This window comes from Pseudomonas taiwanensis (assembly GCF_013393345.1).
Classification (GTDB): Bacteria; Pseudomonadota; Gammaproteobacteria; order Pseudomonadales; family Pseudomonadaceae; genus Metapseudomonas; species Metapseudomonas resinovorans_C.
In genome coordinates, this window is record NZ_QJRF01000069.1 from 242,249 (window position 1) to 264,982 (window position 22,734).

At 63.5% G+C, this 22,734-nt stretch carries 20 protein-coding genes; 11 read left to right on the top strand and 9 right to left on the bottom strand.

Annotated features, from left to right (window positions below; translation table 11 throughout):
* Positions 1 to 25: 25 nt before the first annotated feature.
* Positions 26 to 688, bottom strand: coding sequence for a GntR family transcriptional regulator (locus DM872_RS21845; protein WP_179061395.1), 663 nt, complete (start codon positions 686 to 688; stop codon positions 26 to 28).
* 272 nt (positions 689 to 960) lie between these two features.
* On the opposite strand from DM872_RS21845, the gene DM872_RS21850 reads away from it, so the two are divergent.
* From DM872_RS21850 to DM872_RS21865, 4 genes are all read left to right on the top strand, one after another.
* Positions 961 to 2,352, top strand: a complete 1,392-nt coding sequence (locus DM872_RS21850) for an aspartate aminotransferase family protein (protein WP_179061396.1) — start codon at positions 961 to 963, stop codon at positions 2,350 to 2,352.
* A gap of 108 nt (positions 2,353 to 2,460) precedes the next feature.
* Positions 2,461 to 3,828 (top strand): glutamine synthetase family protein, encoded by a 1,368-nt coding sequence (locus tag DM872_RS21855; protein WP_179061397.1) that lies wholly within the window; start codon positions 2,461 to 2,463, stop codon positions 3,826 to 3,828.
* 104 nt (positions 3,829 to 3,932) lie between these two features.
* Positions 3,933 to 4,727 carry a substrate-binding periplasmic protein gene (locus DM872_RS21860; RefSeq protein ID WP_179061398.1) on the top strand — a complete coding sequence of 265 codons (795 nt, stop codon included), beginning with the start codon at positions 3,933 to 3,935 and terminating at the stop codon, positions 4,725 to 4,727.
* 107 nt (positions 4,728 to 4,834) lie between these two features.
* Positions 4,835 to 5,314, top strand: coding sequence for an acyl-CoA thioesterase (locus tag DM872_RS21865; protein ID WP_179061399.1), 480 nt, complete (start codon positions 4,835 to 4,837; stop codon positions 5,312 to 5,314).
* A gap of 1,230 nt (positions 5,315 to 6,544) precedes the next feature.
* On the opposite strand, the gene DM872_RS30345 is transcribed toward DM872_RS21865, so the two are convergent.
* From DM872_RS30345 to DM872_RS21885, 4 genes are all read right to left on the bottom strand, one after another.
* Positions 6,545 to 7,942 carry a mannan-binding lectin gene (locus DM872_RS30345; protein WP_218649492.1) on the bottom strand — a complete coding sequence of 466 codons (1,398 nt, stop codon included), beginning with the start codon at positions 7,940 to 7,942 and terminating at the stop codon, positions 6,545 to 6,547.
* Positions 7,943 to 8,225: 283 nt separating this feature from the next.
* Entirely contained in the window at positions 8,226 to 8,699 is a 474-nt protein-coding gene (locus DM872_RS21875) for a copper chaperone PCu(A)C (protein WP_179061400.1), read from the bottom strand.
* A 101-nt stretch (positions 8,700 to 8,800) separates the two neighbouring features.
* The gene (locus DM872_RS21880) at positions 8,801 to 10,174 is read right to left on the bottom strand and encodes a PepSY-associated TM helix domain-containing protein (protein WP_179061401.1); all 1,374 of its coding nucleotides are present in this window, start codon (positions 10,172 to 10,174) and stop codon (positions 8,801 to 8,803) included.
* Between the two features lie 87 nt (positions 10,175 to 10,261).
* Positions 10,262 to 10,642, bottom strand: coding sequence for a DUF2946 domain-containing protein (locus DM872_RS21885; protein ID WP_179061402.1), 381 nt, complete (start codon positions 10,640 to 10,642; stop codon positions 10,262 to 10,264).
* 134 nt (positions 10,643 to 10,776) lie between these two features.
* Between DM872_RS21885 and DM872_RS21890 the strand changes: the two genes are divergently transcribed.
* Positions 10,777 to 10,929: a diguanylate cyclase domain-containing protein gene (locus DM872_RS21890; protein WP_256873450.1), complete on the top strand. Its 153-nt coding sequence runs from the start codon at positions 10,777 to 10,779 to the stop codon at positions 10,927 to 10,929.
* Between the two features lie 47 nt (positions 10,930 to 10,976).
* Positions 10,977 to 11,387 (top strand): DUF3301 domain-containing protein, encoded by a 411-nt coding sequence (locus DM872_RS21895; RefSeq protein ID WP_179061404.1) that lies wholly within the window; start codon positions 10,977 to 10,979, stop codon positions 11,385 to 11,387.
* 89 nt (positions 11,388 to 11,476) lie between these two features.
* On the opposite strand, the gene DM872_RS21900 is transcribed toward DM872_RS21895, so the two are convergent.
* Positions 11,477 to 12,355: an alpha/beta fold hydrolase gene (locus DM872_RS21900; protein ID WP_179061405.1), complete on the bottom strand. Its 879-nt coding sequence runs from the start codon at positions 12,353 to 12,355 to the stop codon at positions 11,477 to 11,479.
* A 112-nt stretch (positions 12,356 to 12,467) separates the two neighbouring features.
* Here DM872_RS21900 and DM872_RS21905 point away from each other — a divergent pair, with 112 nt between their 5' ends.
* The 3 genes from DM872_RS21905 to DM872_RS21915 all read left to right on the top strand — a co-directional run bounded on the left by DM872_RS21905 (position 12,468) and on the right by DM872_RS21915 (position 17,245).
* Positions 12,468 to 14,228, top strand: a complete 1,761-nt coding sequence (locus DM872_RS21905) for an ATP-binding protein (RefSeq protein WP_256873451.1) — start codon at positions 12,468 to 12,470, stop codon at positions 14,226 to 14,228.
* Positions 14,225 to 15,565: a sigma-54-dependent transcriptional regulator gene (locus tag DM872_RS21910; RefSeq protein WP_179061406.1), complete on the top strand. Its 1,341-nt coding sequence runs from the start codon at positions 14,225 to 14,227 to the stop codon at positions 15,563 to 15,565. The genes DM872_RS21905 and DM872_RS21910 overlap by 4 nt, the downstream gene beginning before the upstream one ends.
* 378 nt (positions 15,566 to 15,943) lie before the next feature.
* On the top strand, positions 15,944 to 17,245 hold the full coding sequence (locus DM872_RS21915; RefSeq protein WP_077527478.1) for an MFS transporter: 1,302 nt from the start codon (positions 15,944 to 15,946) through the stop codon (positions 17,243 to 17,245).
* Between the two features lie 413 nt (positions 17,246 to 17,658).
* On the opposite strand, the gene DM872_RS21920 is transcribed toward DM872_RS21915, so the two are convergent.
* The gene (locus tag DM872_RS21920; protein ID WP_179061407.1) at positions 17,659 to 18,624 is read right to left on the bottom strand and encodes a CobW family GTP-binding protein; all 966 of its coding nucleotides are present in this window, start codon (positions 18,622 to 18,624) and stop codon (positions 17,659 to 17,661) included.
* Between the two features lie 79 nt (positions 18,625 to 18,703).
* Between DM872_RS21920 and DM872_RS21925 the strand changes: the two genes are divergently transcribed.
* Entirely contained in the window at positions 18,704 to 19,051 is a 348-nt protein-coding gene (locus DM872_RS21925; RefSeq protein ID WP_179061408.1) for an NADH:ubiquinone oxidoreductase, read from the top strand.
* 129 nt (positions 19,052 to 19,180) lie between these two features.
* Here DM872_RS21925 and zigA read toward each other — a convergent pair whose 3' ends face one another.
* The gene (gene zigA, locus DM872_RS21930) at positions 19,181 to 20,389 is read right to left on the bottom strand and encodes a zinc metallochaperone GTPase ZigA (RefSeq protein ID WP_179061409.1); all 1,209 of its coding nucleotides are present in this window, start codon (positions 20,387 to 20,389) and stop codon (positions 19,181 to 19,183) included.
* Between the two features lie 116 nt (positions 20,390 to 20,505).
* Here zigA and folE2 point away from each other — a divergent pair, with 116 nt between their 5' ends.
* The gene (gene folE2, locus DM872_RS21935) at positions 20,506 to 21,396 is read left to right on the top strand and encodes a GTP cyclohydrolase FolE2 (protein ID WP_179061410.1); all 891 of its coding nucleotides are present in this window, start codon (positions 20,506 to 20,508) and stop codon (positions 21,394 to 21,396) included.
* Here the strand turns inward: folE2 and cfaB are convergent.
* Entirely contained in the window at positions 21,384 to 22,571 is a 1,188-nt protein-coding gene (cfaB, locus tag DM872_RS21940; protein ID WP_179061411.1) for a C17 cyclopropane fatty acid synthase CfaB, read from the bottom strand. The genes folE2 and cfaB overlap by 13 nt on opposite strands.
* Positions 22,572 to 22,734 lie beyond the last annotated feature (163 nt).

Here is a 22,734-nt window from a genome sequence, read left to right on the forward strand (position 1 = left end):
CGACCTGCCCTCGCAGGAGAGCGGATCAGCCGATGCGGGCCTGGGCGAAGTCCAGTTCCAGCAGGTTGAGGAGGAACTGGCCGAAGTAGGAAAGATCCTGCTCGATGGCGAAGCGTGCGGCCTTGCCGTCGCCTTCCAGCAGTGCCTTGAAGGCGTCCTCGTGGAAGTCGTTCAGCCGCAAGGAAAGGTCCGCTTCGGTGAACAGGCGATTGAAGAACGGGCCGACCTGCAGCCAGAGGTTTTCGATGGTCCGCAGCAGGACCGGATTGCCGCAGGCGCCGTACAGGACCCGATGGAACTGGCTGTTGTCGTTCAGGTAGCCCTGCACATCGCGCTGCTCGATGGCGATGTCCATGCGCTCCATGCAGACCCGCAGGATTTCCAGCTCATCGGCGGTCAATCGTGGGGCGGCAGCTTCCACGGCCATGCCTTCCAGTGCCATGCGCACCTGGAAGATCTGCTTGAAGCGTTCGCGGGTCATGGGCGGCACGCGCACCGAGCGCTGTGGCTCGCCCTCGAGGGCGCCTTCTGCCACCAGCCGCTGCAAGGCGGCGCGTACGGGCATCGGACTCGTGCCCCAGGCGGCGGCGAGATCGCGGATCTTCAGACGCTCGCCAGGTTTGAACTGGCCTGCCAGCAGGCCCTCGCGTAGTCGTTGGTAAAGCAATTCCTGCAGGTTCTCGGCCATGGGCTTGTCACCATGCGCGGGCCGGCGGCGCCGGCAGTTGGTTCAGGGTCAGGCTGCAGTTACGCATGGTTTGGGTCACCTTCTGTTCTGGGGTCGGTGGGTTTGATCAGGATGGGTCGCCAGGCCGGATGGACAGTTTCCATCTAGTCTTTCGTTCATTCCTGTGATCACAAATATGGTTAAACGTTAAATTTCAGGGCCTCTTTTAGCAAGCCTTGACAGAATTGTGATCACAAAACACGATGTGCAGAAATTCGAACGAGGTGTTCAACATGACTGCCAGTGGAATCAGCCAAGCCGCTGTGGAAACTTTCGCCGCCCGCGAGCGCGCCCGTTTCCTTGAGCGCAACCCGAAATCCGTCGCCCTCGCCGAACGCGCGCACAAGTCTCTCTATGCCGGCGTGCCGATGCACTGGATGGCCGACTGGTCCACGCCCTGCCCGTTGTTCGTCGAGCGCGCGAAGGGCGCCCGCTTCTATGACGTCGACGGCCACGAGTACGTCGACTTCTGCCTGGGCGACACCGGCACCATGTTCGGCCACTCGCCGGACCCGATCGCCAAGGCCATCGCCGAACAGGCCAACAACGGTCTGACCACCATGCTGCCCGGCGAGGACGCCGTGGTCTGCGGTGAACTGCTGGCCCAGCGCTTCGGACTGCCCTTCTGGCAAGTGACCGCCACTGCCACCGACTCCAACCGCTACGTACTGCGCTGGGCCCGCGCCATCACCGAGCGCAAGACCCTGCTGGTGTTCGACGGCTGCTACCACGGCACCGTGGACGACGTGATGGTGCGCTACCGCGATGGTGAGACCGTGCCCCGCTCCGGCCTGGTCGGCCAGGCCTACGACCTGACCCAGTACAGCCGCTCCATCCCCTTCAACGACGTCGAGGCGCTGGAGGCCGCACTGGCCAAGGGTGACGTCTGTGCCCTGCTCTGCGAGCCGGCGATGACCAACATCGGCATGGTCCTGCCCGATCCGGGCTTCATGCAGAAGTGCCGCGAGCTGACCCGCAAGTACGGCAGCCTGCTGATCATCGACGAGACCCACACCATCTCCACCAACATTGGCGGCTGCGCCCAGCTGTGGAGCCTCGATCCGGACTTCTTCGTGGTCGGCAAGCCGATCGCCGGCGGCGTGCCCTGCGGCATCTTCGGTTGCAGCGCGGACATGGCGGAGCGGATGCTCGCCTCGCGCAAGAAAGCCCAGGAAGACAGCCATGGCCACGGCCACAGCGGCATGGGCACTACCCTTTCCGCCAACGCCCTGGCCATGCATTGCATGCGCGCCAACCTCGAACAGGTGATGACCCAGGCCGCCTACGACCACATGCTGCCGCTGGCCAAGCGCCTGGCCGATGGTTTCCGCAGTCTGATTGCCAAGTACGAACTGAAGTGGTCGGTGACCGAGCTGGGCGCACGCAGCGAATTCCAGTTCTGCCCGGTATCGCCGCGCACCGGCGCCGAAGCCGAAGCCGCCTTCCACGATGAGCTGCAGATGGCCCTGCACCTTTACCTGATCAACCGCGGCATCCTGATCACGCCGTTCCACAACATGACCCTGTGCTGCCCGGCCACCACCGCTGCCGACGTGGACAGGCTCATCGCGACCCTGGACGAAGCCATCGGCGAGCTGCTGGCGATCCCCGGCGCCCGGCTCTGATCCCGGCACCGAACTGATTCGTAGGATGGGTTGAGCGAAGCGATACCCATCAAGCCCGACGATGGGGCATTGCCCCATCAAAGACAGGCCAACCACCGAGCCCTGACCATGCAATTCGCCGATCCCCAGGAAGCCCGCGACTTCCTTGAACAACATCCGGAAGTACGCAGCATCGAACTGATGCTGATCGACGCCAATGGCATCCCGCGCGGCAAGCTGCTGCACCGTGACGAGTTGCTGGCGATCTTCGAGAACGGCCGCCCGTTGCCCAGCTCCATTCTCTCCCTGACCATCCAGGGTGAAGACGTCGAGGCCAGCGGCCTGGTCTGGGAAGTCGCCGACGCCGACTGCTGGACCTACCCGATCCCCGGCTCGCTGGCGCTGCAGCCCTGGCGCACCACGCCTACCGCCCAGGTGCAGGTGAGCATGCATCCGACCCAAGGGATGCCCGCCACGCCTGGTGATCCGCGCCATGTGCTGGCGCGTTCCATCGAGCGCCTAAAGGCCGACGGCTATCACCCGGTGATGGCCGTCGAGTTGGAGTTCTACCTGCTGGACAAGCAGCGTGATGCCAACGGTCGTCCGCAGCCGGCGCTGCAGGCAAACGGCGTGCGCCCGCAAGCGCCGCAGGTCTACGGTGTCTATGAACTGGAACAGTTGCAGCCGTTCCTCGATGACCTTTACGCCGCCTGCGAAGCCCAGGGTCTGCCCGTCCGTACCGCGATCTCCGAATACGCACCCGGCCAGCTGGAGCTGACGCTGGAGCACCGTTTCGACGCCCTGCGCGCGGTCGACGAAGGCATTCGCTACAAGCGCCTGGTCAAAGGCGTGGCCAACAAGCACGGGCTGGTCGCCTGCTTCATGGCCAAGCCGTTCGGCGACCTCGCCGGCAGCGGCCTGCACATGCACGTGAGCCTGGCCGACGAGCAGGGCAACAACCTGATGGCCAGCGACGATCCGCACGGCACCCCGCTGCTGCGCCATGCCATCGGCGGCATGATGGCGACCCTGAACGATACGCTGGCGATCTTCTGCCCCAACGCCAACTCCTACCGCCGCTTCCAGGCCAACAGCTATGCGCCGCTGGCGAAGAGCTGGGGCGTGAACAACCGTACCGTGTCTTTCCGCGTGCCCGGCGGGCCGGCCAAGAGCCGCCACGTCGAGCACCGCATCTGTGGTGCCGATGCCAACCCCTACCTGGCGGCTGCGGCGATCCTCGCCGGTATCCACAAGGGCATTCGCGAGCAGATCGATCCGGGCGAACCCATCGAGGGCAATGGCTACGAGCAGGCCCGCGAAACCCTGCCGACCGACTGGCTGACCGCCCTGCGCAACCTGGAGCAATCGGCCTGGGCCAAGGAAGCCCTGGGCGAGGACTTCCTGAAGATCTTCCTCGCCATCAAGTGGGAAGAGTTCCGCCAGTTCGTCAGCGAAGTCGGCGAGCAGGATTGGCGCTGGTACCTGACCCACGCCTGATGGCGAAGGGCGCTTGGCCGGCGCCTGGCAAACCGGCCGGGCGCCGACGCTCGCCCCCTGCGGCTGCTAGGCTCACAGCATCTACACCTTTTCTGGCCCGCCCGATGAAGGCTGCGATCCTCACGCTGCTGTTCCTGGCTATCGGCATCTGCCAGGCCGAGTCATTGCGCATCGGCCTGGAAAGCCAGGACTACCTTCCCTATTACCGTGCGATTCCGGGCCAACCCGCTGAAGGCTACGCCATCGCCGTCCTCCAGCGCTTCGCCATCAGCCAGGGCCTGGCCCTGGAGCTGGAACCCCTGCCGATCAACCGCCTGCACCGCAACCTGCAAACCACCGACCGGCTGATGCTGGTATTCCCCGACAACCCCGAGTGGTCGCGCCAGCTCAAGGGCGATGCGCGCCTGCACTACAGCCGCCCGGTGATCCGCATCGTCGACGGCACCCTGGTACTGCGCGAGCACCTGGGGCGGGGCGTCGATTCGGTACGCCGCCTCGGGACGGTGCGCGGCTTCACCCCGGAGGCCTGGCAAGAGCGCTTGCATGAGGGTCAGGTACAGCTAGTGGAAGCCGGCGACATCGGCGGCCTGGTGCGCATGCTGCTGCGCTTGCGCATCGATGCCATCTACGCCAATCCGGAAGTGCTGCACCACTACCTGGAAACCAGTACCAACCTTGGCAGCGACCGGCTGCTGCTGGACCCGCAATTGCCGCTGGAGCGGACGGCCTTCCACGCCAGCAGCCTCAAGTACCCGGAACTTCTGGAAGCCTTCGACCGCTTCCTGGTCGAGCAGAGCGAGGAGCTGGCGCAGCTCCGCCGACAGCATGGCCTGGCCTGCGGCCCCAGTGATCTGGTGGAAGAGCGACCCGCCTGCCAGCAGACCAGCGAAGCCCCCTAAGGCCGGTTATCCACAGGCTGACCTGGAATTGGCCGACCGCCGACTGTGGCGCCCCGGCGCCCGCCCGCGTCTATCCCTGACAGCCCCCCAATACCGATGAGGCCAGCATGGAACCCGGAACCGCACAACTGTCGATGACCGTCCTCATGACCCCGGATATGGCCAACTTCTCCGGCAACGTACACGGCGGCACTCTGCTCAAGTACCTCGATGAGGTCGCCTATGCGTGCGCCAGCCGCTATGCCGGTCGTTATGTGGTGACCCTGTCGGTGGACCAGGTGATCTTCCGCGAGCCTATCCACGTGGGCGAACTGGTGACCTTCCTCGCTTCGGTGAACTTCACCGGCAATACCTCCATGGAAGTCGGCATCAAGGTGGTCACCGAGAACATTCGCGAGCGCTCGGTACGCCACACCAACAGCTGCTTCTTCACCATGGTGGCCCTGGACGATGAACGCCGTCCGGCCCAGGTCCCGCCATTGCAGCCGGAAACTGACGACGAGAAACGCCGTTACGCCCAGGCCAAGCAGCGCCGCCAGATTCGCCAGGAACTGGAAGCCCGCTACCGGGAAATGCGCGAGGACTGACTTTTCCCCTCTGTTCCCCAAAATCAGTGGAAGGGCCTGTGGATAAGGTGTAGACCAACCTCCAGGCCCCGCACCACGCGTGCTTCACCGCGATCAGGTTATTTTCTGAGCGTTTTCAATTACTTGCCTGGATACTGCGCACAGATACTGTGTAGCAGCTTGTGGATAAGCTGTTTGGACAACGCGCAATCCCTCGCCAGCCGTGCCTTTCCCGCATTTGATCATCTTCTGACCAGGCTTTCGTGCCTCGGTGAAGCAGCCACTGCGTCTGCGCGCCTTCTGTAGTGGAAGGCCCATTTCAGAGCCTTTCCCCCCAATTCCGGTGGATGCCCCTGTGAATAAGATGTCGATGAACGCACAGGGGCCAAGCCCCGCGCGGCTTTCCACTGCCTGAGTATTTTTCGAGCAAAATCATAGGGATAACTCCACCATTGCGCACATTATCTGTGTAGCCATCTGTGGATATCTTGTGCGGACAACGCGACGAGCCAAGGCCAGCGCGGCCTCAAGCAGCATGATCAATTTCTGTCCAGCCCAGAGCCAGCTAGGCGAGGTTGTGCATAAGGCATCGCTTCGCTCCCTGTAGGAGCGAATTCATTCGCGAAAACATTGCCCGGTTTAGCCGGAAAATCATCCCCGATGCCTGAACCCCAAAGGATCTGTTCACAGGCAAGCGACACTTCTACCCAAATCCCGTGGACTCATCTGTGGATAAGCTGTAGTTCGCCCTCCAGGAAGCAGGAATACCGCGGCTCCCGCGCATCTGAGCATTTTTCGTTCTATTTCAATTGGTTACGCAAGGTATTGCGCACATTATCTGTGCGAGCATTTGTGGATAAGCTGTTCAGGCATCGCTGCAAGCCAGGCACGCCAGGCCCTCCAGCCATCTGATCAATTCCTGATCAGCGCCGCCTTCGGGGCAACGCCACGGCTTGCCCATCGATACCGCGAGCAAGTAACCCACAACCCCGCGAGTGGTTTTCCACGTTTGTACCCAGATCGCGTGGATGGTCCTGTGCATAAGGTGTCCATGGATGGCTGTAAGCCAGGCGTGGCGCAGCTTTCCGCAAACTGAGCGTTTTTCGCGCAATTTCAATGACTTACACAATCGGCTGCACACAATATCTGTGCAGCCTCCTGTGGATAAGCTGTGCGGCCCATGCCGCATCCCACGATTGGCGCGGCCTGCGCGAAACTGATCAATAAACGATCAAACGTTTGGCAGAGGACTTATCCCCCACAGCAGCCGCAGACCGACATGCTCCCGGGTTCGGTGGTCTTCCAATTGCCGTTCCAGCCACCCTTGCTGTTGCACACCTGTGGGCAGGTCTGCGCGGCCTGGCTGTTGTTCCAGATCGGCCCGGCCTGCACGTCCTGCGGGGTGGCACACTGGCCCAGCATCACGTCGTCGAAGATGTGGCTCAAACTGGCCCACGGAATGGTGTTGCTGCCGCTGCCGTTGAAGTTGTGGCAACCGAAGCAGTTGGAGATGAAGGGTTGCGTCGGGTCTACGTTCTGGAAGGTGGTTTCCATCACCGAATTGGCCAGGCGCATGGAGCCACGCTGGTTGGAGAAGTTGGAAGACGGCTGAGTAACGTCGTTTTCCCAGAGGGCGCCAACATTCATGTAGTTCTGCCACACGCTCATGGGATTGTTACTGCCCAGTGCCGAGAGAAAGCCCTGGATCTGCGTATTCAGGCTGTCGATATCGGCGATGTTGGTGGCGGCTTCGTGGTCGGCGGTATTGGTGCCGTCATGGTAGACCCGGCAGATTTCCGAGGGTGTGCCGGTCAGGCTGCTGCTGGGCGCGGCCAGGTTCATGTTGCAGGTCGACGGTGGGTTATCCACAGCGCAGGTCGGACTGGTGAACGACCACCCGGCAGCCGGAGCGGTGCCTGGATTGCTGCATTCGGGCACATTGCTGCGGTGTTCGAAGGTGGCCCAGATGAACTCCGGGTGCAGCGCGGTGGCGATGGCCATGTGGAAGCCCGCCAACCCCAGCAGCTCGTTCCCGGGCACTCCGTCAACGTTCGCCTCAATCCAGAAGTAATTCGCTTTGTCGGCGTCGGTGATGATCCGCCAGGCGCTCTTCAACTCGGTGGTACCGGCCGGATAGTTCGGCGCGCTCTGAATCTGCGCCACATTGCACAGGCTCTGGCTGAAGCGGATCTCGTAGAAAACCACATTGCCGTTCTGGTCGAAGATGGTATCTCCGCCACCCGCCTGGCCAGTGCGTTCAGGAATCTGGAAGGGCGTACCGGCGGCGATGGGCTTGTCGCGGCGCACGAACATCACTTCGGCCTGCTTGGCCGGATCACAGGAATTGGTGCCGGTCGCCTGGAGGATCGGGTAGTTGGCGTTGACCTGAAAATTGCGCAGGTTCGGATCGCTCTGGGACGGGCTGACCAGCTGGAAGAACCATTGCCAGGCGAACTGGTAGAAGTCGCAGAAGTCGGCATTGCTGCCTTCCGGTATCTCGCTGGGCGGATTGGGGTTGGTGATCCAGTCCTGGCTGGCGCTGCACGCGGGAGTCGCCGCCTGCGCCGAACCGGCGACCAGCAGCGGGCCTGCGCAGAACAGGACGAGCGACAGGAACCAGGCAACACGGAATGTCCTTGCTGTATTCATCTTTCCATCTCCTTGTCTTGGCTCATCAGGCACGGGCCAGCCTGACGCGGCGCGATGCACAGCGCCTGGGCCCGATGCAGTGCATCGCCAGGAAACAGCGGGGGGCAGATGATTCATGCGAGGCCGCGCATTGCGCGGGGGCTGGCGTCCTGCCGGCGGGTGCTCCTTGCGATGGATTCAGGCTAGAAGAGCCATCGCCGCCCGGCAAACCACGGTGCCGAACGGCAGCTGTGGATAACCTGGCAGGAAAGTTCGCGGGGCCGGACGGCCCCGCGGCAAGGCATCAGTGCTGGTGCTCGCCGTTTCCGGCCGGCGCTTCCTTCTGCACATGAACTTCCACTTCCAGGTCGCCCGCCTTCTGGAAGTGCAGGGTCATGGGGAACTTGTCGCCATCGTTCAGTGGTTGCTTCAGGCCGAACATCATCAGGTGGTAGCCGCCCTGTTCGAGGCGCACTTCACCCCCGGCAGGGATATCGAGACCGTTCGGCACCTGCTGCATCTTCATCAGGCCGTCCTTGTGCAGGTGTTCGTGGATTTCGGTCTTGCCGGCGCGGGCGGTGTCGGCGCCGAGCAATTTGTCGACCTCTGCGCCCTTGTTGTGGATAACCAGGTAGGCGGCGCCATTCGGCGATACCGCGGGCACGGCCAGCGCCCAGGGATGTTCGATATGCAGCGAGCCCAGGTTGTAATCATGGGCGGCGGCCAGGGAACCAGAGAAACTCAGCAGGGCCCCCAGGGCCAGCAAGGTCTTGCGCATGTTGAAACTCCGTTCATTTCGATTGACTGGCGCCCACCCCCGGCGGACGCCGATTGCTCTCCATTGCGGACGCGGCGACAGCGCCGCGCCTGCATCGCCGGCTAGCCGGCCACCACCTTGCTGCCACCGATGCGCGACAGCACTAGCCGGTCCAGCGCCCAGATCGCCAGGAGGGACATGCCCACAAGCGGGAACGCGATGCCGAGGCCGATCATGATCACCACCGCGGTTTTCCACAATGGCAGGTCATGGCGCAGCGGCGGTACGCCGAGCGAGCCCTGCGGCCGGCGCTTCCACCACATCACCAGGCCGCTCACGGCACTCAGCAGGATCAACAGGCAGACGCCGAACATCATCAGTTGGTTGGCGAGGCCGAAGAACTTGCCTTCATGCAGCACCACGCCCATTTCGACGCTCTTGGCGACAACGCCGTAGTCCTGCCAACGGATGTCGGCCAGCACCTTACCGCTGTACTGGTCCAGGTGCAGGGTAGCGTCGTTGCGCGGGTCGTCGGCGAACACCGCGACGCTGTACACCCCGGTGGCGTCGGCCGGCAACGTGATGCTGTAACCCGGCACCACACCGCGTTCGCGGGCGGTATCCACCACCTGTTGCAGGCCGACCTGATTGGCACTGGCGGCCATGCTGGCCATGTCATGCCCCTTGTGCGCGGCGTGCGGATCGGACGCCGGCAGTGGCGTGTTCTCAACCGCCCAGGCCACGGTCTGGTCCTCGGCAGTATTCAGGCTGCGGGCCTGCTGGTCAGACTTGGGCACCTCGTTCCACATGGCCGCCGGGAAGGTGTTCCAGACGTCGGCGAATTTCTCGCCCCAGAAGCCCGTCCAGGTCATGCCGGTAAGCAGCATGAACAGCAGCAGCAGCGACCCCCAGAAACCGGTCACCGCATGCAGGTCTCGCCAGAACAGGCGCCCGCGATTGGCCAGCCGCGGCCAGAACACACCGCGCATGCCCTGGCCCCGTGGCCACCAGAGGTAGAGGCCGGAGACCACCAGTACGATCGCCCAGCCGGCGGCCAGCTCGATCAGCCGGTCGCCGACAGTACCGACCAGCAGGGTCCCGTGCAGTGAGCGGGCGACGGCCTGGAGGTTGTTCTGCGCATCCTGGGTGCCCAGCACCTGGCCGCTGTAAGGGTTGAGGAAGAGGTTGGTCTTGCGCCCTTCGAGGCTGACCACGAACTGCGCCCTGTGCTCGGCATCCACCGGCGGCAGGTACTGGCTGACGGCGGCCTGTGGATAAGCCTGGCGCACCTTGTCCAGCTGCTGGTCGGCGGTGAGTGCCTGGCCGCTGGGGCGAACCAGCATCAGGTCGCTGTAGAGCAGGTTGTCCAGCTGCGGTTTGAACAGGTAGATGCTGCCAGTGACCGCCAGCATGATCATGAAGGGGATGACGAACAGCCCGGCATAGAAATGCCAGCGCCACGCCAGGTTGTAAAAGGAGACAGTGCTTTTCGACATTGTCGTGCTCCCTGATGAACCAGTGGCCTGCGCGCACAGGTGCCGGTATGGGCCGGGCCATGCACAGCAGAAGAAGGTTTGCCTGGATCAGGAAAGCGCGGGGGGAGCGCGGGTCAGCGCGCCGGGGAAGATCGCCCGGCCGCCGTGGCCACTCAAGGTCGCCAGGGCCGGATGCGGACTGGCGAGCCCGGCAAGGTCCAGCCCGTGGAGGCTGGCCGGGGTCAGGGCGGGAGAGTTGAACAGCAGGGTGCAGTAACCGCACTTGGCCCAGGACATCTCGTGGCTGGGCGTCGACGGTTCATGACCGGGCGCGCTGTGGTCGGTGGCGCAGGCCAGCTCGTCCATCCACATCGGCACCCCGCCCTGCCCCATGTCCCGTGCCTGGGACACCAACGGCCCGACGAGCACCAGCAGCATGGCCAGAAGGCCAAGCCAGGCGCCGCGATGTCGTGCTCTGCCGTAGGTCACAGGGACGGTTCCATGCCGGTCGAACGGGGGGCGCATATGCTAGCCAAGCGCCTGCTTGGGATGAAGCCTAGTCGCTGGGACAGATGGCCGCAGGCCGGACATTCCGGAATTCACGCCGTTCGGCAGCGAGGCAGATGAATCAGACGGTGCCGATACACTTCAGCCTGGGCATGAGCCTGGCGAGCGTCGGCGCCAACGACAACCTGCACCGCCTGCAGGGCGAAGCCGATGCGGCGCTCTACCGCGCCAAGCAACAGGGAAGAAACCGTATCGAAGTGGCCCTCTGAAACCACTGTGGATGGTTTAAGCTTGGGCCTATGTTTCTGGAGTTCACATGCTGAGCCTGGCTGACGTTTTCCTACTGATACTGTTCACCGCCGGTGCAGCCTGGCTGTGGCGCGGTCATGGTGTGCGCGAGCGGGCGCTGGTGCTGGCAAAACAGCACTGCGCGCGACTCGACGTTGAGCTGCTGGACGGCAATGTCGCCTTCCGCCGCCTGGCATTGGTGCGCGATGGCAAGGGCAACCGGCGCCTGGCGCGCATCTATGATTTCGAATTCACCGTTACCGGTGAGCAACGCCTGACCGGCAGCATTCAGATGTTCGGCAATCACCTCGGCCGCATCGATGTGGAGGCCCACCCGTTCCGCTCCGACCTCGAGATCGCGCAGGACGACAAGGTTATCCACATGAACGAGTGGCGGCGCAATCATCCGAAGCCGGACGAGAAGCGCCGCGTGGACTGACTGCCACTCAATCCAACGGGCCTTCGGGCCCGTTTTTCATGGTACGGATGAATCTGTGGATAACAGCCTGCGGCACCCGCGGAGTTCCGTCACGGTATGCGCAACAGGAACTCGGCCGTGCGCTGGGCGCTGGCCTGGGGATGCTCCTGCATGAAGCAGTGACCGCCCTCCACCACCTGAGCGCTGACGTGGCCATTGACGGCGGTGAGGCGCGCCACCGACTTGGCCACGAAGGGATAGCTGTGCTGGCCGTGGAGGATCAGGGTCGGCGTCACGATGCGTCCCAGCGACGGCCACAGGCGCTTGGGGAAGGAACTGAAGATTTCCGCTTCGCGACTCGGCCGGCACTTCAGCTCGACGCCGTTATCCACAGCCTTGATGGCGTGATCCACGTAGCCCCGCAGCGCCTCTTCAGTCCAGCCCTTGAAGATGCCGCGGCCATGCAGGCCGTTCCACGCTGCCTCGCGGTCGGCCCAGTGGTTGCGCCGGGCACGCGCGCGGCTGGCCATGGTGGTGCGGCGGTGCAGGCCGAGCACTTCGGAGAAGGCCATGGCCCCTACCATGGTCGGGGTGAAGATCACCGGATCGAGCAGGACAGCACGGCTGAACAGTTCGGGATGGCGGGCGAGGATCAGGCTGCTCAACACCCCGCCGAAGCTGTGTCCCAGCGCCACCCGTTTCACGTCGCCGTACTCCCCGCGGCCGGCCTCGAAGGCTTCCACCGCCAGTTCGGCATTGCGGTTCCAGCCAAGGAATCGGCCACCGTGGTCGCTGTCGCCATGGCCCTGGATATCACACAGCCAGAGGTCGAAATCCTCCGCCAGCCATTGCAGCAACGGTGTGTAGGTGCGGCCGCAGAAACCGTTGCCGTGGAGGAAATGCAGGAGCGGTTTGCCAGAAGCGGGTGTTTGCCAGCCGCGCAGGGTGAATCCGGCGGAAGTGGAGTGGGACCAGGGGAGCAATTGCATCGAACGTGCCTTGAAGTTGTCTGCGCGAAGTGTATCCGCAGACGTCCGCCAGGAGCAGGGGCCAGGGCCTGCCGTGCTATCGTCGCCGCCTCTGACCTGGGGACGCCACGCCTTGATTTCCCGCCAACTGCGCATTGCCCTGCTGATCCTGCTGCTGCTCGCCGGTCTGTTCCTCGCGATGCACCTGGCTGGCCGCCAGGCCGAGCGTCAGGCCCTGCGCGACGAAGGCGAGCAGGCCCGCGAGCAACTGACGTTGTATGCCGGCAGCCTGCGCACCTTGATCGACCGTTTCCGCGCCCTGCCCGCAGTGCTGGCGCTGGACCCGGAGTTGCGCACGACTTTGAGCGGGCCTGTGGATAACGCCGCGCAGCACATGCTCAACCTCAAGCTGGAGCAGATGAATCGCGCCGCCGGTTCCACCACGTTGGAACTGCTGGATCGCGACGGCCTCGCGGTGGCCGCCAGCAACTGGCGTCTGCCCACCAGCTTCGTCGGCCACAACTACGGCTTCCGTCCCTACTTCGCCGAGGCACGGCGCCTGGGCAGCGGCCGCTTCTATGCGGTGGGCGTGACCAGTGGGATTCCCGGTTACTTCCTGGCCAGTGCCGTGCGCGGCCCCGAGGACAGCTTCATCGGCGCCATCGTGGTGAAGCTGGAGTTTCCCGAACTGGAACAGGAATGGGGACAGCGCTCGGACATCATCCTGGTCAGCGACGCTCGTGGCGTGGTGTTCATCGCCAACCAGGCAGGTTGGCGCTATCGCGAGCTGCAGCCTATTTCGGCCGAGGGCCGCGCCGAGATGACTGCCACCCGCCAGTACGACAAACAACCCTTGGCGCCACTTATCCACAACACGCGGGTGAATTTCGGCAACGGTAGCCGGCTGGCCCGGGTCGAAGGCCCCGGCGGCGCCGCTGACTACCTGTGGGAAAGCCTGCCGCTGGCCAGCGAGGGCTGGACCCTACACCTGCTGCGTGCGCCCCAGGAAGCCGCCAGCAGCGCCCGCGCGGCCAGCCTTGCTGCCGGCGGGGCTTGGCTGGCGGTGTTCTTCCTGGGCCTCTTCCTGCACCAGCGCTGGCGCCTGGCACGCATCCGCCAGCGCAGCCGCGAAGAGCTGGAGCAGTTGGTTGAACAACGCACGGCAGCCCTGCGGACTGCCCAGGATGGTCTGATCCAGGCCGCCAAGCTGGCAGCGCTGGGGCAGATGTCCACAGCCCTGGCCCACGAGATCAACCAGCCGCTCACGGCCTTGCAGATGCACCTGGCGAGCCTGCGTCTGATGCTCGACAACGGCCAGCTGGAGCAGGCGCGCAAGGCCCTGGGACGGCATGACGAGCTGCTGCAACGCATGGCCGCCCTCACCGGGCACCTCAAGACCTACGCACGCAAGACACCCGGCGGTCTGCGCGAATGCCTGGAGCTGGGCAGCGTTGTGGATAAGTCCCTGCAATTGCTGGCCCCCAACCTGCGTGATGCCCAGGTTCAGATCAACCAGGAATTGAATGTGCCGGCCTGGGTTTCGGGCGATGCCATTCGCCTTGAGCAAGTGCTGGTCAACCTGTTGCGCAATGCCCTCGACGCCGTGGCGGGAAAGCCAGAGCCAAAATTGTGGATAACCCTGCGGCGGGACGACGGCCACTGGCTACTCGAAGTGGCCGACAACGGCGGCGGTATTCGCGAGGACGACCTGCCCAGGGTGTTCGACCCCTTCTTCACCACCAAGCCGGCGGGTGCCGGACTGGGAATCGGACTGGCGGTGTCCTACGCCATCGTCCACGAACTGGGCGGCACGCTGACCGCCGCCAACCAGGGCGAGGGCGCGCTGTTCAGCTTGCGCCTGCCTGTGGATAAAGCCAGAGAGGAGTTGCCATGACTGCCCAGGTGATCTTCGTCGACGACGAAGCGGCCATCCGTGACGCCGTGCGCGAGTGGCTGGAGCTCTCCGGATTCGAAGTGCGGGTGGAGTCCAGTGCCGAGGACTGCCTCAAACGCCTGGACGGGGATTTCCCCGGTGTGGTCATCAGCGACCTGCGCATGCCCGGCATGGATGGCATGGCGTTGCTCCAGGCGGTGCAGGCGCTGGACCGCGAACTGCCGTTCCTGATGGTCACCGGGCACGGTGACGTTCCCCAGGCAGTGGAAGCCATGCGCCTGGGCGCCTATGACTTCATCGAGAAGCCGTTCACCGCCGAGCGCCTGCTGGAGAGCCTGCGCCGAGCCCTGGAAAAGCGCCGGCTGGTGCAGGAGAACCGCCGCCTGCGGGTTCAGGCCGAGCTCAAGGACGAACTCGACGGGCGCCTGCTCGGCGTCTCGCCCGCCATGGTGAAGTTGCGTCGCCAGGTGCCGGATCTGGCCGCCACCCCGGTGAATATCCTGCTGCGGGGCGATACCGGCGCCGGCAAGGAAATGGTCGCGCGCTGCCTGCACGATTTCGGCCCGCGCGCCGGCAAGCCCTTCGTGGCACTGAACTGCGCGGCCATCCCGGAAAACCTGTTCGAGAGCGAGCTGTTCGGCCACGAGAGCGGCGCCTTCACCGGCGCGCAGGGCAAGCGCATCGGCAAGATCGAACATGCCCACGGCGGCACCCTGTTCCTCGACGAGATCGAGAGCATGCCCCTGGCGCAGCAGGTGAAGCTGCTGCGGGTGCTGCAGGAGCAACGTCTGGAACGCCTGGGCTCGAACCAGAGCATCGCTGTGGATATCCGCGTGGTGGCCGCCACCAAGCCGGACCTGCGCGACGAAGTCCGCGCCGGACGCTTCCGCGAAGACCTGCTCTACCGCCTGAACGTAGCCGAACTGCAATTGCCGGCGCTGCGCGAGCGCCGCGAGGACATTCCCCTGCTGTTCGAGCATTTCGCCCGCCAGGCCAGCGAACGCCTGGGCCGGCCGCAACCGACGCTGACCCCTGCCGAGCTGGCCCAACTGCTGGCCCACGACTGGCCGGGCAACGTGCGTGAGCTGGCCAACGCCGCCGAGCGCCATGTGCTGGGCTTATCCACAGGCCAGGCGGATCGAGCCGAAGGCGAGCCTTCCCTTGCCGAGTTGATGGAAGCCTACGAAGCGCAATGCCTGCGCCAGGCTTTGGCGCGCAGCCAGGGCGATATCAAGGCGGTGATGACCCTCCTGCAACTGCCACGTCGCACCCTCAACGAAAAGATGGTCCGCCACGGCCTGGCCCGCAGCGAGTTCCTGCGCGGCGAAGACGACTGACTCGCGCTTTTCTGTAGGGGCGAATTCATTGGTTGTGTCTGCGGTAAGTGTTGCAAGTAGCTGCATTGCCCGTAGGAGCTGGCTTGCCAGCGAATGGCTCCTTTTCGCTAGCAAGCTAGCTCCTACAAGGTGCCTGGACGGCAACAGCTAACGCAGACATAGCCCCCACAAGTAAAACCCCCGCCATCGGCGGAATCTTGCTCATGACCATCCTGGTATCGGCAGGATTCCGCGCATGATCCTCATCTCACAGCGCTGAAACCCCTCTATTCCGGGACTTTCCTCCCCTGGCACAGCTCCTGCTATGTACCCCGTGCCCGAAGCGCGCCGCCACAGAGCAGCGCCTCCACAACAACAACTACGCGTCGAGGAAAGATGATGGATAACTCCAGCACCCTGGCTGCCTCTGCAGAACCCCGCACGACATCGCAACGCATCAAATCGATTTTCAGTGGCTCGGTCGGCAACCTGGTCGAGTGGTACGACTGGTACGTCTACGCGGCCTTCTCGCTGTACTTCGCCAAGGCCTTCTTCCCCCAGGGCGACATGACCGCCCAGTTGCTCAACACCGCAGCGATCTTCGCCGTGGGCTTCCTGATGCGCCCCATCGGTGGCTGGCTGATGGGCATCTACGCCGACCGCAAGGGCCGCAAGGCCGCCCTGTTGGCGTCGGTGCTGCTGATGTGCTTCGGCTCGCTGATCATCGCGCTGACCCCCAGTTACGAGACCATTGGCGTCGCCGCCCCGATCCTGCTGGTGGTCGCGCGCCTGTTGCAGGGCCTCTCGGTGGGCGGTGAATACGGCACCTCGGCCACCTACCTGTCAGAGATGGCGACCAAGGAGCAACGCGGCTTCTTCTCCAGCTTCCAGTACGTGACGCTGATTTCCGGCCAGCTCATCGCCTTGGCGGTGCTGATCATCCTCCAGCAGACCCTGACCACCGAACAGCTGGAAAGCTGGGGCTGGCGCGTACCCTTCTTCATCGGCGCCCTGTGCGCGGTGGTGGCCATGTTCCTGCGTCGCGGCATGGAAGAGACTGACTCCTTCACCAAGAAGAAGGATAAGCCGAAGGAAAGCCTCCTGCGGACCTTGATGCGCCATCCGAAGGAAGTGCTGACCGTGGTCGGCCTGACCATGGGCGGCACACTGGCCTTCTACACCTACACCACCTACATGCAGAAGTACCTGGTGAACACCGTGGGCATGAGCAAGGACGACTCGACCATGATCTCCGCCGCCACGCTGTTCCTGTTCATGCTGCTGCAGCCAATCGTCGGCGGACTCTCCGACAAGATCGGCCGTCGTCCGATCCTGATCGCCTTCGGCGTGTTGGGCACCCTGTTCACCTATCCGATCCTCAGCACGCTGCACACCATCGAAACCTGGTGGGGCGCATTCTTCCTGATCATGGCGGCGCTGATCATCGTCAGCGGATACACCTCGATCAACGCGGTGGTGAAAGCCGAACTCTTCCCTACCGAAATCCGCGCCCTGGGCGTAGGCCTGCCCTATGCACTGACCGTGTCCATCTTCGGTGGTACCGCCGAGTACATTGCCCTGTGGTTCAAGAGCATCGGCATGGAAAGCGGCTTCTACTGGTACGTCACCGCCTGCATCGCCTGCTCGCTGCTGGTGTACGTGTTCATGAAGGACACCCGCACCCACTCGCGGATGGACTGATCCCGACAAGGATCGACATCACACGGGCCCTTCGGGGCCCGTTTTCGTTTCTGGGTGTTGAGGGGCAGCTGCGCCGCTCTTGACGAATGATTTGGCGATGTCTGCGTTAGCTGTTGCCAGCATTCAACAGTCGGTCCAGGCGCCTTGTAGGAGCTAGCTTGCTAGCGAAAAGGAGCCATTCGCTGGCAAGCCAGCTCCTACGGGCAATGCAGCTATTTGCAATACTTACTGCAGACACAGCCAATGAATTCGCCCCTACAGGAAGAGCGGATAGCCATAGCAGTCGTTGGGCCTCGCCGGACCAACCTACCTGGACGACGCCACGCCTTGCCCTGCGCCGCCCGTAGGATCGTATCGAGGGAAGGCGAAACCCATCACCGTGGATCGTCGGCCTCGCAGGCGGCCGACCCAACCTATGTAAGCCGGCAAGCCTCCATTCCCGTCTTCAACGCCGCCTCGTCCTGGGGCCCGGCGAATATCAGTTCCAATCGCGAGTCCTTGCGCCATTCGCTGGCCTGCCAGTGGATCGGCGCGCCCTCCAGCGCGTTGCCGGAAAGCCAGCCAGCGCCCGTCTGCAGCACCAGCTTGGCGCGTCGCCAGGGCAGGCTGGCCAGCCACGTCTGCAGGCGAATCTGATCGAACTTCTGGCTCGGATGCCAGCGCCAGCCAATGCTCCAACCGTCATCTGCAGCCTGTACCTGGCAGATCGGCGCGGCGGGATTCCTCCACAGAACCGCAGGTTTATCCACACCTGTTGGTAAGTCATTGATACCAACAGCTTTCCCACACTGTGTATGAATGCCTGGAAGCTTCTTGATGTCTAGTTTCCCGTGCGTCGTCCACAAGAGCGGAACTGAAGGCAATGCTGCGGAAAGTTGTTCACAGGTAGCCGAATCCAGGCCTTCGGCCTTGTTTAGTAGCACCAGGCCAGCATCCAAAAATGCCTCTCGCTGGCTGTCTGGCAGTAGCTGGCCCGTAGCCAGCGCCGCCGCGTCGAGCACCACGACGCTCGGTTGTAGCGCCAAAACGCGTGCCCAAGGGGGTTCGCGTAGCTGTCGCAGTAGCTCGACCGGGTGTCCAAGTCCGGACGGTTCAATCAGTAGGCGGTCTGGCCGTGCCTTGCGCAGTAGCCGGCCCAGTCCAACCTGGAAGGGCGCGCCGTTGACGCAGCACACACAGCCGCCGGCCACTTCGGCAATGGCGATGCCATCGTCGCTGCTGGCCAGCAGCGCGGCGTCCAGGCCGATCTGGCCGAATTCGTTGATCAGCACGGCCCAGCGTTCGGACGCAGGGCGCTGCGCCAGCAGGTTGCGGATCAGGCTGGTCTTGCCGGCGCCCAGAGGCCCGGCGATGAGATGGGTAGGGATATGAGTAAGCATCGGGATATGGTGCTTGCTCACAACCCGCTTAGAAAGCGCCGTGCTAGAGTCGCTGCCTTCATGTTCTGGAAGACCTCCGATGCGCGCCTGGTTGCTGCCTTTGCTGCTGTTGCTCTCAGTCGAAGCCCATGCCGAAGCCTGTGTTGTCCACAGCCAGGGCGGTGGCCTGGACGTGAAGCTCTGTCAGGAGAACCGTAGCATCCCGAAGCAGCTCTTTCGTGACGGCTTCTGCAAGCCGGAAATGAAAGGGCAGAAAGTGGAGGTGAGCTTTGTGGATAACTGCCCCACCGGTGCTTTCGGGGTGTGTCGCAATGCCAAGGTCAGTAACCAGCTGTACCGCCAGGACATCCACTACTACGGCGTCGCCAGCGACGCGCGCTACCTGAAGCCCTTCTGCGAAACCCAGAGCCAGGGGAAGTGGGAGTAGCCCGGGGTTGTAGGCTACTCCTTGTGGATAATTCGCCCCTTCATTGCGCGATCGCTGACCCACCCTTTCTAAAAACTGACGACGCCCTGCGAAGTGCCACTTATCCGCAGTTTCGGTTTGCCGACGCGATCAGGCGAGTTCACCGGCATGCCACGGATCGAAGGGATCGGGTAACAACGACCAGCTTTGCGGTCCTTCCGCCATTTCATCGACATCCAGCAGACAGGCGTCCAGTTCGGCGCGCAGGCGCGCGAAGTCGATGTCCTGTCCGATAAACACCAGTTCCTGACGGCAATCGCCCACCTCTGGCGTCCAATGCTGCATGACGCTGCGCAATCCTTCGTGATCCTCGGGCCAGCGATCGCGCGGCACGAAGCGCCACCAGGAACCCGCCAGCTCGTAGCGCATCAATCCACCTGCCTGGGACCAGCTGCCCGCATCGCGGTGGCGGCTGGCCAGCCAGAAGAAACCCTTGGAGCGCAGCAGGCGACCGTTGCTCCACGGGCGATTGAGGAACCGGAAGAAACGCTGCGGATGGAAGGGACGTCGCGCACGGTAGGCCGTGGACGCGATGCCGTATTCCTCGGTTTCAGGGGTGTGCTCACCGCGCAGTTCCTTCAGCCACCCCGGCGCCTGGGCGGCACGGTCGAAGTCAAAGCGGCCGGTGTCGAGTATCCGCCAGAGGTCCACCTGGCCCTTCACCATCGGCATGACTTCGGCGCCAGGGTTGAGGCGCCGCAGGATGGCGATCAACTCGTCTCGGTCTGTGCTGGAAATCAGATCGGCCTTGCTGATCAGCAGCACATCGGCGAACTCCACCTGTTCGATGAGCAGGTCGCTGATGGAGCGCTCGTCATCCACCCCGAGGGATTCGCCACGGCTGGCAATGTCATCGGCAGCCTGGTAATCGCGCAGGAAGTTCACCCCGTCGACGACGGTTACCAGGGTATCGAGGCGCGCCAGGTCCGAGAGGCTGCAACCCTGCTCGTCGCGGAAGGTGAAGGTTTCGGCCACGGGCAGCGGTTCGGAGATTCCCGTGGCTTCGATCAGCAGGTAATCGAAGCGTCCTTCGCGGGCCAGGCGGCTGACCTCCTCCAGCAAGTCTTCGCGCAGGGTGCAGCAGATGCAGCCGTTGCTCATTTCCACCAGGCGCTCCTCCGCGTGGTTCAGGCTGACCTCGCGCTGAACCTCGCTGGCGTCGATGTTTATCTCGCTCATATCGTTGACGATCACGGCCACGCGCAAGCGTTCTCGATTGCGCAGCACATGATTGAGCAAGGTGCTCTTGCCGGCGCCGAGGAAACCGGAAAGGAGGGTGACGGGGAGGCGTGTGTCCATGAGGGTGTCCTTCAGGCTTGGCTTGGGGGTCACGGGCGTTGCTTGATTTCGAGGTGAACGTTGAATGCTGAATTTGTTATAACATAACACTCACCATTCACTTCAAGAGCTTACCGATGAATGCCCTCGCGTTGCCGGATATCGCCTCGGACGTCTCCAACCTCGATCTTCCCCTCGACTGGGTCGGCATGTGCGGCATTGCCCACCCCGTCATGCTGGAGGGGCAGCGCATCGCCGCCTATGTGGACGCTGGCGTCAGCCTGGATGACAGCAATGCACGTGGCATCCATATGTCCCGCCTGTATCTGGCGCTGGAGGAGCTGGAGCGGGAGGAGTTGTCCGCGTCGCTGCTTCATCGGGTGCTGCAGCGCTTCCTGACTAGCCATCAGGAATTGTCTTCCAGTGCCAGCCTGACGCTGCACGGGGAGGCGTTGCTGCAGCGCCCCGCCCTCGCCAGCCCGTTGGCTGGCTGGAAGGCCTATCCCTTCGTAGTCTCTGCACGCCAGGATTCATGGGGGTTTCACGTGGAACTTCAATTGCAGGTGGCCTATTCCTCGACCTGCCCATGCTCTGCGGCCCTCGCTCGGCAGTTGATCCAGCAGCGCTTCACCGAGGATTTCTCAGGTCACCCCCTGGACCAGGGGCGAGTACTGGAATGGCTGGGAAGCAGCGAAGGCATCGTCGCAACACCTCACAGTCAACGCAGCACTGCAACGATCTGGCTGCGCCTGGCCTCAGATGGAACCCTGGCACTCCAACGCCTGGCGGACCTGGCGGAAGCCACGCTCGGCACCGCAGTGCAGACCGCGGTCAAGCGCGCAGACGAACAGGCCTTCGCTTTGGCCAATGGCCGCAACCTGATGTTCTGTGAGGATGCCGCCAGACGCCTGGGCAACGCCTTGCGACAGCAGGATGGGCTGGAGGGGTTCCGGCTACGGGTCGTGCACGCGGAAAGCCTCCATGCGCACGACGCCGTGGCCGAATATGCCTGGCGCTACCCTGGGTAGAGGTCAGCCCGGCTCCAGGGCAGTTCATGGGAGCCATCGGCATGAGGCTTGGTCACGAGGATCTGGTGCAGGTTGATCCAGCCCTTCTGGAAGGCATGGGAGCAGCCCGCCAGATACAGCCGCCAGATGCGCAGCGCTTGCTCCGGCACCAGCTTGGAGGCCTGGGCGAGGTTGGCTTCCAGGTTGGTGCTCCAGAACTCCAGGGTGCGCGCGTAGTGCAGTCGCAGGCTTTCAACATCCACCACTTCCATGCCGGCCAGACTCAGCTCCGTGACCATGGCGGCCAGGTGCGGCAGCTCGCCATGGGGGAATACATAGCGGGCGATGAACTCACCGGCGCCCCGGCCTACGGGACGGCCATCGGGATGCCGGGCGGTGATCCCGTGGTTCATCACCAGTCCGCCGTCACGAACCGCCCCGAAGAGGCGCTTGCAGTAGAGCGGCAGGTTAGCGTGACCTACGTGTTCGAACATGCCGACGCTGACCACCTTGTCGAAGCGGCCATCCTGCGGCAGGTCACGGTAATCCAGCAGTTCCAGCTGTACCTGGTCGTCCAGGCCTTCTGCCTTGACCCGTTCACGCCCAAGGGCCAGTTGCTCACTGCTGAGGGTGACGCCAAACACACGGACGCCATACTCACGAGCGGCGAAGCGCGCCAGACCGCCCCAGCCACAGCCGACATCCAGGAGGTACTCGCCCGCCTTGAGGCGGAGTTTTCGGCAGAGATGGTGCAGCTTGGCCTGCTGCGCGCTGTCGAGGTCTTCGGTGCCAGTGGGGAAGTAGGCGCAGGAGTACACCATCTCGCGATCGAGCCAAAGGGCATAGAAATCGTTGGAGAGGTCGTAGTGGTAGGAAATCGCAGCGGCGTCGGTCGCCTTGTCGTGGGACAGACGCTCCGGCACCGACTCATCCTCGTCGCCGACCAGCGCCTCGCTCAGGGCATCCCCAACCCGGATCACTTCAAGGATCGGCCCATCCAGTTCCAGGCGCCCTTCCACATAGGCGGTTCCCAGGGTGCCGAGGCTGGGTCGGGCCAGCAGGGAGACCACGCTGGGATCCTTCACCCTCATGGTCACGGTAGGGTTGGGACCCAGTTCGATCTCCTTGCCGTCCCAGAGCAGTACGCGCAGGGGCAATTTCAGATCGCGCATGACCGGCGGAAGTTGCGCAAGCATGGGAACTCCTCCTTCACCAAGGACACTGGAAAGGTAGACCACCCTACAAAGTTGTCAGGCTATCGAGTTGATAGTTTTCCTCGATAGGGCGGGCGCCAGCACCCAATCCAGCATTTCTGTCCACTCAGGAGATATGACCCCCAGCACCGCGCAACGATTCAAG